Raw genomic sequence first — 14,243 nt, 5'->3', positions numbered from 1 at the left:
CCGATCGTGCGCCACGTTCCCGCCTCTCGCATTCCATGACGCCGGAAATCCTCTGGCTGTCGATGGCCGTGGCCGCCGCCGGCGCCATGCTGGTCACCGTCGTGGTCGGGCACGGTATCCTGCGCCCGCTCCTCGAGGCCCGCGGTATCCAGCCCTGGACGCTGCGCGACTCGGTGGGCTCGCTGATGCTGGTGATCCTCGGCAGTGGGCTGTGGGCGGCGGCGCTGGCCGCGCTCGTGACCTGCCGCGTGCTGCGCAGCGACTTCGCCTTGTTCGACGTGTTATGCTTGGCGGCGTTTGCTGCCGGCGCCCTGATGATGCGCCTCGGTCTGCTCGCACTGCGCAAGCTGACCTGACGATTCCCCTCGCCCCTCCGCCGTGCCCCGCCTGTTTCGCAACCTGACCGTCCAGGTCCTGGTGGCCGTGTCTCTCGGTGTCCTCCTTGGCGTCGAGGCTCCGGCCACCGCGAAGGCGCTCAAGCCGATCGGCGACACGTTCATCAATCTCGTGAAGATGGTGATCACGCCGATCATCTTCCTCACGATCGTGCACGGCATCGCCAGCATGGCGGACCTGCGCAAGTTGGGGCGCGTGGGCGGCAAGGCCCTGCTCTACTTCGAGCTGGTCTCCACGCTTGCCCTCGCGATCGGTCTGGTGATCGTGAACGTCACCAAGCCCGGCGCGGGGCTCGATATCTCGGCGCTCGCGATGGGTGACGTGAGCAAGTACACCGCGGCCGGCAAGGAACAGGGGATGCTGGAGTTCCTGCTCCACATCGTCCCGAGCAATGTGATCGCCGCGTTTGCGAGCGGGGATCTGCTGCCGGTGGTGTTCTTCTCGGTGCTCTTTGGGGTGGCGCTCACCGCGGTTGGCGAAGCGGGGCGTGACATCGCCGATCTGCTCGTGCGGTTGCAGGCAGTGTTCTTTCGCATCGTGGCCATTGTCATGAAGGTCGCGCCGATCGGTGCATTCGGCGCCATGGCGTATACCGTGGGCACGTTTGGTCTCAAGACGCTGCTGCCACTCGGCCGCCTCATGCTCGACGTGTACCTCACGATGGCGGTGTTCATCTTCGTGGTGCTCGGGAGCATCTGCCGCGCGTACGGCTTCCGCATCTGGCCCTTCCTGCGCTTCATCAAGGAAGAGATTCTGCTGGTGCTCGGCACCTCGAGCTCCGAAGCGGCGCTGCCGCGCATGCTCGAGAAGCTCGAGCGCTACGGCTGCGCCAAGCCCGTCGTGGGGCTCGTGATTCCCACCGGCTACTCGTTCAATCTCGACGGCACGAGCATCTACCTGAGCATGGCGGCGATCTTCATCGCGCAGGTGTACAAGATCGATCTGCCGATCGGCGAACAGCTCACGTTGCTGGGCATTCTGATGCTCACGAGCAAGGGCGCGGCCGGTGTGACGGGCTCCGGCTTCATCGTGCTCGCCTCGACGCTCGCGGCGACGCGCACGGTGCCGGTGGAAGGCGTCGCCCTGCTGCTGGGCGTGGACCGCTTCATGAGCGAGGCCCGCGCGATCACCAACCTGATCGGCAACGGCGTGGCGACGCTCGTGGTGTCGCGCAGCGAAGGCGCGTTCGACGACGAGAAGCGGCGGCAGGCCGAGACCGCGCCGACCGCGGCGTAGGCGCCGGCTACACCGACGACGGCGGCGGCTCGAGCGCGCGCACGACGCGCGCCGGGTTGCCGACCACGACCGTGTGTGCCGGCACATCGTGCGTCACGACACTGCCGGCACCGATCACGGCCCCCTCACCCACCGTGACCCCGGGCATGAGCAGCGCGCCGGCGCCGATCCACGCGCCATCTCCCACCGTGATCGGGCGCGCCATGGTCACGTAGGGCCCGTGTCCGCTGTCAGGCGTCCAGTCGGTGGGCAGGCGCTCCGCCATGGCAAGCGGATGCGTCGCGGTCAGCAGCTGGGCGCTGGGACCAATGAGCACGCGCTGGCCAATCGTGATGTCGGCGCTGTCGAGCATCACCACATTCACGTTCACGAAGGTGTGCGCACCGATCGTGATATGGGCCCCGTAGTCGCAGAAGAAGGGCGGCTCGATCCACACGCCGTCGCCCACCGCGCCGAGCAGGTCGCGCAACACGCTGGTGCGCGCGTCGCCGCTGGTGGATGAGAGCGTGCCGAAGCGCGCCAGCAGCGCCCGGGCCCGGTGGGCGAGCGCCAGCAGCTCCGGGTCGCGGGAGTTGTACGGCTGCCCAGCCCGCATACGGTCGCGCTCGGTCATCGTGGGGCGGCTGGGGTCACCCGTGGGCTCGTGCATGACGTTATTGTAGCCGCTCACCCCCATGGCGGGAGACCGCCGGAGGCGCCATGGCGCAGGCTGGTTACAGCGGGACCCCGCTCGCCAAGAAGCTCGGCATCGTGGCGGGCTCGCGCGTCGTGTCGATCGGCGCGCCCACCGACTATCGCGACTGGCTGGCGCCGCTCCCCGAGGGGGTGACCTTTGGTCGCACCGTGGATGCCCGGACACCGGTCGTGCACCTGTTCACCACGGAACGCGCGGTGCTCACGCGCGAGCTGACACGCCTCCGCGACCTGATTGCGCCCGATGCGATGGTGTGGGTGTCGTGGCCCAAGAAGACCGCCAAGGTCCCCACGGATGTCACCGAGGATGTGATCCGGGCGGTGGCCCTGCCGATGGGCTACGTGGACATCAAGGTGTGCGCGGTGAGCGACGTCTGGTCGGGGCTCAAGCTCGTGATCCGGAAGGCGCTCCGATAAATTCGGGGCCATGCCACCGGCTGATCTCCTCGTCCAGATCTTCGGCACCAAGAAGAGTGCCGATACGCGCAAGGCGCTCCGTTTCTTCGCCGAGCGTCGCGTGAAGACGCATTTCGTGGACCTCGCCGAGCGCGCCGCCTCGCTGGGTGAACTCAAGCGCTTCGCTCAGAAGTTCGGCGTGGAGGCAATTCTCGATCGCGACTCGAAGCGCTTCGCCGAGCTGGGGCTGCGCACGGCGCTGTACGGGGAAGAGAAGTGGCTGTCGATCCTGGCGGATGAGCCCTATCTGCTCAAACAGCCCCTCGTCCGCCTGCAGCACAAACTGTGCGTCGGGGTGGACGAGAAGCTGTTCAAGGAGTGGCTGGGCTAGGGTGCCCCCGCCGCGCACTCAGCCGAAGGCGTACACCAGGCCGGCGATGATCGCCGCAATCACCACCGAGCTGATCGCCCCAGTGATGAACGCGATGACATGGTGCTTGTAGTCCTTGTAGCCCGGCATGCCGGCGGTGCCGGGGATGACGAGGAATGACGGCGTGATGGTGCAGAAGATCAGCCAGTCGAGGACGAGCAGGTCCCAGGTGTTGAAGAGCAGCGCGACCCCGAGGGTGTCGGCGTAGACGGTGAGGAAGCGGGCGTCGGGCATGCCGCGCTTGAGCAGGATGCCGGAGATCACCATCCCGCCCATCAGCGTGAGCATGAAGGGAATGCCCCAGAGGCGCGCGGCGCGCTTTTCGGCGGGCGTCTTCTTGGGGACCGCGTCCTGGATGGCCTTCGGGTAGTCCTGCAGCCAGTAGCGGGGATTGGCGGCCAGTGACGACAGGATGATGACGCTGCCGACGAGGGAGAGCGCGAGCCCGTCGAACAGGATGCGGTGCAGCAGGAGGCGGGAGTCCATGCTGGAGTCTGCCGCCGATCGGGCGCGGACACAATGCGTCGGTGAGATCCCGCGGCGGTGCCCTAGCCGAACGGCGGCGACGGGCGCAGCATGAAGCATGAACGGATCCCTGGAGCTGTCCCCGATCGTGGCCGGTGCGTGGCGCATGGCCTCGTGGGAGTGGACGGCATCGGAACGGCTCCGCTGGATCGATGGCTGCGTCGCGATGGGCGTGACCAGCTTCGACCACGCGGACATCTATGGCGGCTATTCGGTCGAAGCGTTGTTCGGTGAGGCGCTCGCGCTGTCGCCGGGGCTGCGCGACAAGATTCAGCTCGTCACCAAGTGCGGCATTCAGCTGGTGCACGACACGCACCCGCAGACCACGATCAAGCATTACGAAACGAGCGCGCGACATATCATCGCGAGCGCCGAGCAGTCGCTGCGGCATCTGCGCACCGACGTGATTGATCTGCTGCTGCTGCACCGCCCCGATCCGCTGCTGGATGCCGACGAGGTGGCCCGTGCCTTCGAGACGCTCCGGACCAGTGGGAAGGTGCGGCAGTTCGGCGTGTCGAACTTCTCGCCGTCGCAGTTTGCGCTCCTGAACAGTCGCACGCCGCTGGTGACCAATCAGATCGAGTGGCATCCGCTCCATCAGGCGCCGCTGATGGATGGCACGCTGGACCAATGCCAACAGCTGCGTGTCCGCCCGATGATCTGGTCGCCGCTCGCCGGCGGCGCGCTCTTCACGAGCGACGCCGATGCGGCGGTGCGGGTGCGTCAGGTGCTCGGCATGATCGCCGCCGATCTCGGAATCAGCACCGAGACCGTGGCGTTCGCGTGGCTCCTCCGGCATCCCGCGCGCGTCATCCCCATCACGGGTTCACGTCGCCTTGAGGCGTTGCAGCACGCGGTCGACGCGACCCGCGTGACGCTCGATGCGCAGCAGTGGACCGCCATTCATGTTGCCGCCACGGGCAAGAACGTTCCGTAGTCGCACCTCCGCGCCTTCTCCGCGAATCATACCGATGCCTCTCGTGCGCCCATCGATCCTGTGCTCTGCGCTCCTCGCCACCGTGTTCGCGGTGCCCGTCGCCGCGCAACAGCCACCACTGGACGCGTGGCCCCAGCATTCCAGAGCCCGCCCCGTTCCACCGGTGGTCACCCCGCCCACCCACGTCACGCTTCCACCGCCGCCTGACGCCGTCGTGCTCTTTGACGGCGCCTCGCTCGACCAGTGGACCCACGGCGACGGCACGCCGGCCAAGTGGACGCTGGTGAATGGGGCGATGCAGGTCGCGCCCGGCACGGGCGCGATCTTCTCCAAGGATTCGGTGGGCGATGTGCAGCTGCACATCGAATGGATGGCGCCCAATCCGCCCAGGGGGATGGATCAGGATCGCGGCAACAGCGGCGTCTTCTTTGGCGACGGGCGCTATGAGGTGCAGGTCCTCGACTCGTGGCACAACGTCACGTATGCCGACGGCCAGGCGGCAGCGATTTACGGCCAGTATCCGCCGCTCGTGAATGCGAGCCGGCCGCCGGGGACGTGGCAGAGCTACGACATCATCTACACGCGGCCGCGCTTCACCGCCGCAGGGCGTGTCGCGTCACCGGCCGTGCTCACCGTGTGGCACAACGGCGTGCTTGTGCAGGACCATCGCGCCCTCGTGGGCCCCACGGCCAATGGCTCGCGCCCGCCGTATGACGTGCACCCCGATCGGTTGCGCATCAGCCTGCAGGATCACGAGCATCCCGTACGCTTCCGCAACATTTGGTACCGCGCGCTCGAAGCGTCGCCGGCGCGCACGGTGCAGGTGCGATCCGCGCAGGGCGAGCTCTATCGCGCGCTCGCCGACACGGGGCCCATCGCGCGGGCACGCGCCGCCCTCGGCGGCAACTATGCCGATGCGTCGAAGGTGATCGCGCTGGGCGTGGCGCAGAGTGGTGCGCGGCAGTTCCGCGAAGCGATCGAGACCTTCACGAAGGGACTCGCGGCGCTCCCCGCCCCCCGCACCGCCGACACCCGCAAGACAGAAGCGATGCTGCTCCGCTGGCGCGGCCATCGCTATCTGTCGGTGCGGGAGTTCGCCAAGGCCGATGCCGATCTCACGCGAGGCATCGCGCTCGATACCACCAATTACGGCTTGTTCTTCCACCTCGGCGTGTTGCGCTACCTCCAGGGGCGCTTCGGTGAGGCGGCCACGCTCTTCACGCGCGCGCAGCCCAAGGCCCCCGATGGAGGCGAGCGCGCCGGGAGCACGGATTGGTTGTGGCTCTCGCTGTCGCGCGCCGGTCGCATCGCCGACGCGCAGGCGATGCTCGATCAGCATATCGACGCCAGGCCCGATCCCAAGCCTGCGCCACCGGGCTATGCGTATGTGTCGCGCCTCAAGCTCTATCGCGGCGAGGTGACGCCCGTGCAGCTGATCACGCCGGCGGATAGCGAAGACGTGCAGATCGCGACGCTCAACTACGGCCTGGGTGCGTGGGCGCTCGTGCGCGGCGATACCGTGCTCGCGAAGGCGTCGTTCGAGCGCGCGATGGCCGGCGGCGGGTGGCCCGGCTTTGCCTTCATGGCCGCGGAAGCCGATCTGGCGCGCCTGCAGCGCGCCAACGCGGCGGGTGGCGCGAAGGCTACTCGCACCCCGCCACGGCGCTCTCCCACAGGAGCGTCCACGTCGCCCCGCGACGAGTAAGCACGGCGGCCCCCAGGGCCACGCCGTCATCCCGACCGAAGAGCAGGCGCAGGTCGGGCGACGGTGCCACCCGGAAGGCGAGGAGCGGTTCGGCCACGACCAACTCCTCTTCATGACCCGCGGCGCGTTCGTGCCAGCCGACCGTCCACTGCCGCGGGTCGGCGCCCACGGTGTTCACCACCAGCACGAGCCGCTCTTCGCGCGGATTGTCTTCCTGATTCACGCGGCGCACGAGCGTCGCCACCGCAAAGCCGCTGTCGAGCCCCCGCGTGCGCCAGGCGCGCAGCACGACGTACGGCAACGTGCGGAAGGTGGCGCTGGTGTCGTCGGGGAGCCCGGAGGCGAGGCGCGTGAGATCGGCCGCCAGACGCGCCGAGTCGCGCGGCACGAGCCCTTCGATGGAATCGAACGGCACCGCCGTCACGCGGCCAAAGGCAAAGGCGGCGGTCCATGGCGACACGGTGGTGCCGGGATCGGTCGCCAGGCGGGCCACCGGCCACGCGGTGCAACCGTCCCCGACCTTGGGCGCCCCCTCCACGGTGAGCCGGGCCACGCCCACCTTGCCGCCGCGCGAAAAGAGCTCGAGACGCCCGTCGCCCAGACTCGCGCCGATCCCGGCGGTATCGCCCACCGTCAGTTCACTGGCCTCGGGGCGCAGCAGCGAGCCGGCGATCATCCCCCCGTCCACCGTGGGGAGCACCACAAAGGGGCCGGCGGCCGCGTCCCAGCCGCTCGCGGTCACCTCGGTGACGACGCTATCCGCGGGCTGGGCCGCGGGGGTGGCGCTGGCGGAGTCACCGGCCGACGACGACGCGCGGCGGTCGCAGGCGCTGAGCGCCGCACCGGCAAGGACACCCAGACCGAGGAGAGTTCTGCGCCACATGCCCTTGAATCTGTCACGTGACGTACTGGACAGCGACCTCACCCGTCCAGAACATACGCCCGTTCCCTGACGGTCATCACACTTGGAGCCCCGACATGGCGTCTTCGTCCGCCGCCCCGGCCCCCCGCCGCACCGGTCTGCTGTACGCCCTCGGCCTGCACCGGCCTGAGCTGCGCGCCTGGGCCATGTATGACTGGGCCATCTCGTCGATGCAGACGGTGATCACCACGGCGGTGTTCCCGATCTTCTTCATCCGGGTGGCCGGTGCCGGATTGTCGGCCCCCCAAGCCACGGAGCAGTACAGCTGGGCCAATACGATCGCCGCCGTGCTCATTGCGGTGCTCTCGCCCATCCTGGGTGCGGTGGCCGACTTCAAGGCGGCCAAGAAGCGCTTCATGGCCGTCTTCATGATGATCGGCGTGTTCGCGACGGCGGGCATGTACTTCATCGGACAGGGACAGATCCTGCTCGCGTCCACCCTGTTCGTGCTCTCGCTCGCCGGCGCCACGGGCAGCCTCACCTTCTATGAATCGCTCCTGCCACACATCGCGAGCGAAGACGAAATCGATCGCGTGTCCACGGCGGCGTACGCGATGGGCTACATCGGTGGTGGCATCCTGCTGGCGGTGAATCTGGCGTGGATCAGCAATCCGGCGCTCATCGGCCTGCCGACCGGACCGGATCTGTCGCCCAGTCAGGCGAGCCTGCCGGCACGCCTCGCGTTCGTCTCAGTCGGTGTGTGGTGGCTGCTCTTCAGCATCCCCGTGTTCCGGAAGGTCGCGGAGCCGGCACGCATGCTCGAAGGCGACGAGGCCGCCGTGGCCAATCCGGTGGGAGCGGCCATTTCGCGTCTCGGCGAAACGCTGCGCGAGTTCCGCGACTACAAGCAGGCGTTCCTGGTGATGCTGGCGTTCACGATCTACAACGACGGCATTCAGACGATCGTGAAGATGGCGACGCCGTTCGGTGAAGAGATCGGCGTGCCACAGGCGGACATGATCAAGGCGATCCTGCTGGTGCAGTTCATCGGCATTCCGTTCGCGTTTGCGTTCGGGTCGATTGCCGCCAAGCTGGGCGCCAAGCTGTCGGTGCTGCTGGGGCTCGTGGCCTATACGGGCATCTGCGTGTATGCGCATGGCATTCACACGGCGCGCGAGTTCTACGGCCTCGCCATTCTGGTCGGCATGGTGCAAGGCGGCACGCAGGCGCTCAGCCGCTCGCTCTTTGCGAGCATGGTGCCCAAGCACAAGAGCGGCGAGTTCTTCGGCTTCTACTCCGTGTTCGAGAAGTTCGGTGGCATTCTCGGACCGCTGGTGTTCGGCATCGTGATCAATCGCACGGGCAGCAGCCGTGACGCGATTCTCTGGGTGATCGCGTTCTTCGTGGTGGGCGGCGCCCTGCTCTCCCTGGTGAACGTGAAGGCGGGCGAGCAGGCCGCGCGCGAGGCCGACGAGCGCACGGCCATGGCGTGATCGAACGCGCGATTCGCTGCCGACTCGGCTAACGGCCCGCATGTCGCGCACGCCGCTCGTCTATACCGTGCTCAAGCCCGTGGTGGGCGTGGCGCTGCGTTGGTACTACCAGCAGCTCACGGTCACCGGGCTGGAGCGCGTGCCGCCCGACGGGCCGATCTTTCTGGCGGTGAATCATCCGAACGCGCTGGTCGATGCGCTCGCGGTGGCCTCGAGCGTTCCGCGGCGCGTGCACTTCACGGCGAAGGCCACGATCTTCGCCAATCCGCTCGTTGCGCGTTTTCTTCACACCGCCGGCGTGGTACCGCTGCGCCGCGCCGCCGATGAAGCCAAAGTCGTGGGCGACCCGGCCGCCGTGGATCCGGCCCGCAACGCCGCCAGCTTTGATGCCGTCGCCGATGCGCTCGCGACCGGCGCCGCCGTGGTGGTGTTCCCCGAGGGGAAGAGCCATGACGATCCGCGCATGGCGCCGCTGCGCACCGGCCTCGCCCGCATGGCGTTACACGCCGCCGATCGCGGCGTGCGCGGTATTCGCATCGTGCCGGTGGGGTTGCTCTTCGAACGCAAGGAAGCCCCGCGGTCGCGCGTGCTGTTGCAGGTGGGGGAGCCGCTCGACCTCGACGCGCTGCGAGCCGCCTCGGTGAGTGTCGCCACGCTCACGCAGCTGGTGCAGGACCGGCTCGAAGCGGTGACGCTCAACTTTGCGAGCGCCGAAGACGCCGACCGCCTGCAGATCGTGGGGCGTACGCTCGCCCCCCTGCTCGAACCGACGCGTGACCTCTCCGACGGCACCACGCCGTTGGGCGCGATTCTCTCGATCATCCGCCGCCTTGATCGCGGACTCGCCGCGGTCCGCGTGCACGGCAACACCGCCCTCGGCGAGCGCGCGACCGCGTTCGAGCGGCGCGTGCGAGCCTTTCGCTCGCGGCTCGACGCGCTCGGCATCGACGTGCACGACATCGCGATCGATCGTGGTGCCACCGCGGGTGCGTGGTTTGCGGTGCGCGAGGCGTTCTACGCGGCGTTACTCCTGCCGGTGGGGCTCTGGGGGCGGCTGACGCACTGGATCCCCATTCAACTCGCGCGCCGCCTGGCGCTGCGCAACGTGCAGTCACGCGATGAGCCGGCGATGAACACGCTCGTCATTGGCCTCGTGCTGGTGCTCGCGGCGTACGCGGTGCAAACCACGCTGGTGGGGCTCACCGTCGGCTGGTGGTGGGCGCTCGCGTTCCTGTGCACGCTGGTGCCGTCGGCGAGCAGCGATCTCTGGTACGGCGACCGCACGCGCCGCGCCCGCCAGCGCGCGGCGGCCTATCGCCGATTCCGCGCCGAGCCCGAGCTGCAGCGCGCCTTGCTGGCCGAGGCCGACGCCATTCGTGCCGACGCGGCCGCGCTCGAGCGCGCGGTGAGTGCGTTGTAACAGCACACACAGGGCACACGGAGACTCAAGGGGTCACAGTGGACAGCCTCGACGAGTCTCTGTGCGCGCTTCCGTCTCCGTCTGCCCTGTGTGTGCTGTTGCCGTTGACTCACTTGGGCGCGTAGCGCGGATCGGGGGGCGGATAGACCGGCCCGCCCAAGTCCCAGTGCCAGGCGTCGCGGCGTTCGTTGGTGCGCGGGTCCTTGAGCGGCTTGTACTGCAGGCGGTCGGCGGGCATGCCGATCGCGGCGCCGTAAGCGAGCAGGCGCGCGCGATCGGTGCTGACGAGATGCACCATGGGGCGGCCCTGCCAGATGTGGCGATGCAGCCAGAGACCACCGTCCATGGCGTGCAGCATGCCGTCACGGCGCTTCAGGAACTCCTGGCAGCCATGGGCAAACGTGAGCTCCCGCAGGACGTCGCCCGGGGGGGGATCGACGGGCCTGCGGGAGCTGGGGGACCACATTGATGTCATTCGCGAGAGATGTCGGGGATCGTCATCCCCGCACATTACTCGCTCATTGGCAATTGATCACGCCTTCCGTCGTGGCGGGCGCCACCGGCGCCGCCTGACCGTAGAACACCGCGCACGTGAGCGGGAACGCGGCCGGGTGGGTGGCGGTGGCCGACCAGCCACGCCCATCGGCCTCGGTGATCGACAGGATCACGCCGTTGGTGGGTGAGAAGCCGACGGCCCCGAGGTTGTTCGAGTACGTCTCGTTCGAGTAGAAGTAGCTCTCCTGCATGGCGGAGAGGTTCTTCAGGTCACTCTTCAGCGAGCTGGCGTACGCCTTGCCCTTGGTGTTCTGGAACTTGGGGATGGCGATGGCCGCGAGCACGCCGATGATCACGACCACGATCAGCAGTTCGATCAGCGTGAAGCCCTGGCGGGCCCGGCGAGTGATTGTCATTGCGTATCCTCTGTTGCGCTCCCGGGACGGGCCGGGATAAGGGAGGGGCGCGGGATGCCCCCGCAGTCGAGGCTATGCCATGGCAACCCTGATGCCGCGTTCAGCAACTATCACAAGCCATTGAAATACAACGCTTTCCAATAAAAGAACAACGCCGGGAGCGGCGAGAGAGTCTCGCAGCGCCCGACGTTTGTGGCAATGTGCAAGGGTGTCGTCCCGGCCCCGTCTTCGTGAGACGAGGCAAGGGCTTTGGCGTTACAGCCTAGGACTTGGCAGCCACCCAGTCCGTGCCGAGGCCCATTTCCACCAGGAGCGGTACGTTGAGCACCGCCGCCCCCTCCATCTCCCGCTTCACCAGCGTGCGGAGCGCCCCCTCCTCGTCGGGCGGGAGCTCGAACACGAGTTCGTCGTGGACCTGCAGGAGCATGCGGGCCGCGAGCCCTTCCCGGGTCAGGGCGGCGTGCACGCGCAGCATGGCCAGCTTGATGAGGTCAGCGGCCGAACCCTGAATCGGCGCATTGCCGGCGACCCGCTCCCCGAAGGCGCGGATGTTGAAGTTGCGGTCCTTGAGTTCGGGGATGTAGCGCCGCCGCTTGAAGAGCGTTTCGACGTAGCCCTTCTCCCGGGCGTCGGCCACGCACCGGTCGAGGAACTGCTTCACTCCCGCGAAGCGCTCGAAGTAGGTCTCGATGAACGCCTTGGCCTCGGCGTTCGAGATCCGCAGCTGCCGAGAGAGCGCGTGCGCACCCTGCCCGTAGATCGTGGCGAAGTTGATCGTCTTGGCGCGGGCCCGCATCTCACTGGTCACGTCTTCGAGCGCCACGCCGAAGATGATCGCCGCCGTCTGCTTGTGAATGTCACCGCCGGCCTGGAAGGCGCTCACGAACGCCGGATCGGCCGACAGATGGGCCAGCAGCCGCAGTTCGATCTGCGAATAGTCGGCGCTGAGCAGCCGCCACCCGGTGCGCGGCACGAACCCACGCCGGATGTCACGCCCGAGTTCCCGGCGGATCGGAATGTTCTGCAGGTTGGGATCGGAACTCGAAAGCCGCCCCGTGGCCGCCACCGTCTGGTTGTACGACGTGTGCAGCCGATGATCGCGCGGATGGACGAGCCGCGGGAGCGCATCGATGTACGTCCCCTCGAGCTTGAAGATCTCGCGATACTCCATGAGCAGCGTGGGGAGCGTGTGCCCGTCTTCGGCCAGCTCCTGCAGCACGCTGGCATCCGTGCTCGGGCCGGTCGCCGTCTTCTTCTTGACCGGCAGCTTGAGCTCGTCGAACAGCACCGTGCGCAGCTGCGGGTTGGAGTTGATGTTGAACTCGTGCCCGGCCTCGCCGTAGATCGCCTGCTCCACGCGCGCACGCTCGGCCGCAAAACGCGTCTTGAGCGAATCGAACCACGCGAGATCGATCGCGATGCCGTCCCACTCCATGTCACAGAGCACGGTCACGAGCGGCACTTCCATCTCCTGCAGCAGCGCGAGCATGTCGTGCGACACGAGGAGCGGTTCGAGCAGCGCGCGCAGACGCATCGTGACGTCCACATCCTCACACGAGTAATCGCGCGCCGCGTCCACCGGCACAACACTGAACGGCAGCTGCGACTTGCCCTTGCCGCACAGCTGCTCGTACGCGGTCATGGGGTGGCCGAGGAACTCGAGTGCCAACAGGTCGAGCCCGTGCGACCGACGCCCCGGATCGAGCACGTAACTGGCGAGCATGGTGTCAAACTCGAGGCCCGCGAGACGCACACCGGCGCCGCGCAGCACGAGCATGTCATACTTCGCGTTCTGGGCGATCTTCTTGACCGACGCGTCTTCCAGCATCGTGCGGAGCGGCGCACAGGCGTCGCTGGCGAACGGCGGCAGATTCACCGGCTCCGGCGCGCCCGCGTTGATGCGGCGGCCAGCGATGCCGGCATCACCGGAGAGCAGCGCGAGGTTGCCGCTGCCGTCGTCGCGGCGATGCGCGAACGGCAGGTAGTACGCCTCACCGGGGGCCACCGCGATCGACAACCCCACGAGCTGCGCACGCATCGCGTCTACCGGATTGGGCGAATCGGCGTCGGTGATCGTTTCGGTGTCGATCGCGATGTACGGCACCTCGCGCACGCGCGCGAGCAGCGCGGTGAGGGCCTCGAGGGTATCGACCGTGGTGTAGCGTGCGTCCACGAGCACCGGCACGCCACTCTCGCCGGTCGCGACCGCGGGCGGCGCCGGGCGCCCGGGCGACACCGGACCACGCGCGGCGATGTCGCCGGCCGGTGTGCTGGCGGTGGGATGCGCCACGGCCGCGGGCGTCGGCGCCGTGGCGCTGCCGCCCACATCCTTGAGCAGCGAGTTGAATTCGAGCTCGAGATAGAGCGCGCGCAGCGCGTCCGCATCGGGCGCGTTGACCTTCAGCTGTTCCGCGTCGAGCGCGATCGGAACGTCGCAATGGATCGTGACGAGCTGCTTCGAGAGCCGCGCCTCGGCCTCGTACTGCTGCAGCGCTTCACGCGGCCGCTTCTTCGTGATCTCGCCAACGTGCGCGAGAATGTTTTCGAGCGGGCCGTACTGCGTGATGAGTTCGATGGCCCCTTTCTCGCCAATCCCCTTCACGCCCGGCACGTTGTCGGAGCTGTCGCCCACGATGGCGAGATAGTCGATCACCCGCTCCGGGGGCACGCCCAGACGATCGCTCGCGTTCTCGACGCCCACCCAGCTCTCTTCCACACTCGCCGGGCCGCCGCGCCCCGGATTGAGCAGCCACACACCGGGGCGAACGAGCTGCTGAAAGTCCTTGTCGCCCGACACGATGACGACGTTGTACCCCGCCTCGACGCCTTTCTTGGCCATGGTGCCGATCACGTCGTCGGCTTCAAACCCCTCCGCCGACAGCACCGGAATGCCGTACGCGGCGAGCAGCTGAAGCACCCGCTCGAGCCCCTGATCGAAGTCGGCCTGGAGATCGTCGGCGAGCTTCTCGCGCGTGGCTTTGTAGTCTGGGTAGAGCTCGTCGCGGAACGTGGCGCCGCTGTCGTGCACCCACCCCAGCAGCTCGGGCTTGTGGGTGGTGAGCAGGCGCTTGAGGAAGTTGGCGATCCCCCAGGCGATCGAGCTGTTCTCGCCGCGGCTCGTGGTGAGCGGGCGCTGCATCAAGGCGAAGAACGCGCGATAGATCAGCGCGTAGCCATCGATGAGAAAGAGTCGCGGCGCCGTCGGGAGGGTGACATCAGCCATGGATGTCACCCTCGAG

Annotated in this window: 14 protein-coding genes; 8 read left to right on the top strand and 6 right to left on the bottom strand. The window is 67.9% G+C overall.

Translation table 11 applies throughout. The annotated features are described in order from the left end of the window. The first annotated feature begins 35 nt into the window (after positions 1-35). A complete protein-coding gene (locus tag K2R93_10295) occupies positions 36-356 on the top strand; it encodes a hypothetical protein (protein MBY0490217.1) in 321 nt (106 codons plus the stop codon). A gap of 22 nt (positions 357-378) precedes the next feature. Further along, entirely contained in the window at positions 379-1,632 is a 1,254-nt protein-coding gene (locus K2R93_10290; GenBank protein ID MBY0490216.1) for a dicarboxylate/amino acid:cation symporter, read from the top strand. 7 nt (positions 1,633-1,639) lie between these two features. Here the strand turns inward: K2R93_10290 and K2R93_10285 are convergent, their stop codons facing one another. Beyond that, a complete protein-coding gene (locus K2R93_10285; protein MBY0490215.1) occupies positions 1,640-2,281 on the bottom strand; it encodes a sugar O-acetyltransferase in 642 nt (213 codons plus the stop codon). Positions 2,282-2,331: 50 nt separating this feature from the next. Between K2R93_10285 and K2R93_10280 the strand changes: the two genes are divergently transcribed. Both K2R93_10280 and K2R93_10275 read left to right on the top strand, forming a co-directional pair. Then, positions 2,332-2,742: a DUF3052 domain-containing protein gene (locus tag K2R93_10280; protein MBY0490214.1), complete on the top strand. Its 411-nt coding sequence runs from the start codon at positions 2,332-2,334 to the stop codon at positions 2,740-2,742. Positions 2,743-2,752: 10 nt separating this feature from the next. Next, positions 2,753-3,112 (top strand): hypothetical protein, encoded by a 360-nt coding sequence (locus K2R93_10275; protein MBY0490213.1) that lies wholly within the window; start codon positions 2,753-2,755, stop codon positions 3,110-3,112. Positions 3,113-3,130: 18 nt separating this feature from the next. On the opposite strand, the gene K2R93_10270 is transcribed toward K2R93_10275, so the two are convergent. Further along, entirely contained in the window at positions 3,131-3,637 is a 507-nt protein-coding gene (locus tag K2R93_10270) for a hypothetical protein (protein ID MBY0490212.1), read from the bottom strand. A 97-nt stretch (positions 3,638-3,734) separates the two neighbouring features. Between K2R93_10270 and K2R93_10265 the strand changes: the two genes are divergently transcribed. Together K2R93_10265 and K2R93_10260 are read left to right on the top strand one after the other, a co-directional pair. Continuing rightward, positions 3,735-4,613, top strand: a complete 879-nt coding sequence (locus tag K2R93_10265) for an aldo/keto reductase (protein ID MBY0490211.1) — start codon at positions 3,735-3,737, stop codon at positions 4,611-4,613. 163 nt (positions 4,614-4,776) lie between these two features. Next, entirely contained in the window at positions 4,777-6,318 is a 1,542-nt protein-coding gene (locus tag K2R93_10260; GenBank protein MBY0490210.1) for a DUF1080 domain-containing protein, read from the top strand. Here the strand turns inward: K2R93_10260 and K2R93_10255 are convergent. Beyond that, positions 6,257-7,201, bottom strand: coding sequence for a hypothetical protein (locus K2R93_10255; protein ID MBY0490209.1), 945 nt, complete (start codon positions 7,199-7,201; stop codon positions 6,257-6,259). The two genes, K2R93_10260 and K2R93_10255, sit on opposite strands and share 62 nt — an antisense overlap. Positions 7,202-7,296: 95 nt before the next feature. On the opposite strand from K2R93_10255, the gene K2R93_10250 reads away from it, so the two are divergent. Beyond that, positions 7,297-8,673, top strand: coding sequence for an MFS transporter (locus K2R93_10250; protein ID MBY0490208.1), 1,377 nt, complete (start codon positions 7,297-7,299; stop codon positions 8,671-8,673). A gap of 40 nt (positions 8,674-8,713) precedes the next feature. Beyond that, positions 8,714-10,093 (top strand): lysophospholipid acyltransferase family protein, encoded by a 1,380-nt coding sequence (locus K2R93_10245; protein MBY0490207.1) that lies wholly within the window; start codon positions 8,714-8,716, stop codon positions 10,091-10,093. Positions 10,094-10,202: 109 nt separating this feature from the next. Here K2R93_10245 and K2R93_10240 read toward each other — a convergent pair whose 3' ends face one another. The 3 genes from K2R93_10240 to polA all read right to left on the bottom strand — a co-directional run bounded on the left by K2R93_10240 (position 10,203) and on the right by polA (position 14,227). Further along, on the bottom strand, positions 10,203-10,451 hold the full coding sequence (locus tag K2R93_10240) for a hypothetical protein (GenBank protein MBY0490206.1): 249 nt from the start codon (positions 10,449-10,451) through the stop codon (positions 10,203-10,205). Positions 10,452-10,611: 160 nt separating this feature from the next. Further along, positions 10,612-11,004: a prepilin-type N-terminal cleavage/methylation domain-containing protein gene (locus tag K2R93_10235; GenBank protein ID MBY0490205.1), complete on the bottom strand. Its 393-nt coding sequence runs from the start codon at positions 11,002-11,004 to the stop codon at positions 10,612-10,614. A gap of 262 nt (positions 11,005-11,266) precedes the next feature. After that, a complete protein-coding gene (gene polA / locus K2R93_10230; protein ID MBY0490204.1) occupies positions 11,267-14,227 on the bottom strand; it encodes a DNA polymerase I in 2,961 nt (986 codons plus the stop codon). Between the last annotated feature and the right edge of the window lie 16 nt (positions 14,228-14,243).

The organism is Gemmatimonadaceae bacterium (assembly GCA_019752115.1).
GTDB lineage: Bacteria > Gemmatimonadota > Gemmatimonadetes > Gemmatimonadales > Gemmatimonadaceae > Gemmatimonas.
Note: the sequence above shows the minus strand (reverse complement) of the source record. Positions and strands in the feature narration are given on the sequence as shown.

What these genes read in the sequence shown, in the direction of transcription:
- K2R93_10255 (MBY0490209.1), bottom strand. Translation starts at nt 7,201, where the DNA reads ATGTGGCGCAGAACTCTCCTCGGTCTGGGTGTCCTTGCCGGTGCGGCG.
- K2R93_10265 (MBY0490211.1), top strand. Translation starts at nt 3,735, where the DNA reads ATGAACGGATCCCTGGAGCTGTCCCCGATCGTGGCCGGTGCGTGGCGC.
- K2R93_10235 (MBY0490205.1), bottom strand. Translation starts at nt 11,004, where the DNA reads ATGACAATCACTCGCCGGGCCCGCCAGGGCTTCACGCTGATCGAACTG.
- K2R93_10270 (MBY0490212.1), bottom strand. Translation starts at nt 3,637, where the DNA reads ATGGACTCCCGCCTCCTGCTGCACCGCATCCTGTTCGACGGGCTCGCG.
- K2R93_10280 (MBY0490214.1), top strand. Translation starts at nt 2,332, where the DNA reads ATGGCGCAGGCTGGTTACAGCGGGACCCCGCTCGCCAAGAAGCTCGGC.
- K2R93_10240 (MBY0490206.1), bottom strand. Translation starts at nt 10,451, where the DNA reads ATGCTGCACGCCATGGACGGTGGTCTCTGGCTGCATCGCCACATCTGG.
- K2R93_10245 (MBY0490207.1), top strand. Translation starts at nt 8,714, where the DNA reads ATGTCGCGCACGCCGCTCGTCTATACCGTGCTCAAGCCCGTGGTGGGC.
- K2R93_10250 (MBY0490208.1), top strand. Translation starts at nt 7,297, where the DNA reads ATGGCGTCTTCGTCCGCCGCCCCGGCCCCCCGCCGCACCGGTCTGCTG.
- polA (MBY0490204.1), bottom strand. Translation starts at nt 14,227, where the DNA reads ATGGCTGATGTCACCCTCCCGACGGCGCCGCGACTCTTTCTCATCGAT.
- K2R93_10295 (MBY0490217.1), top strand. Translation starts at nt 36, where the DNA reads ATGACGCCGGAAATCCTCTGGCTGTCGATGGCCGTGGCCGCCGCCGGC.
- K2R93_10285 (MBY0490215.1), bottom strand. Translation starts at nt 2,281, where the DNA reads ATGCACGAGCCCACGGGTGACCCCAGCCGCCCCACGATGACCGAGCGC.
- K2R93_10275 (MBY0490213.1), top strand. Translation starts at nt 2,753, where the DNA reads ATGCCACCGGCTGATCTCCTCGTCCAGATCTTCGGCACCAAGAAGAGT.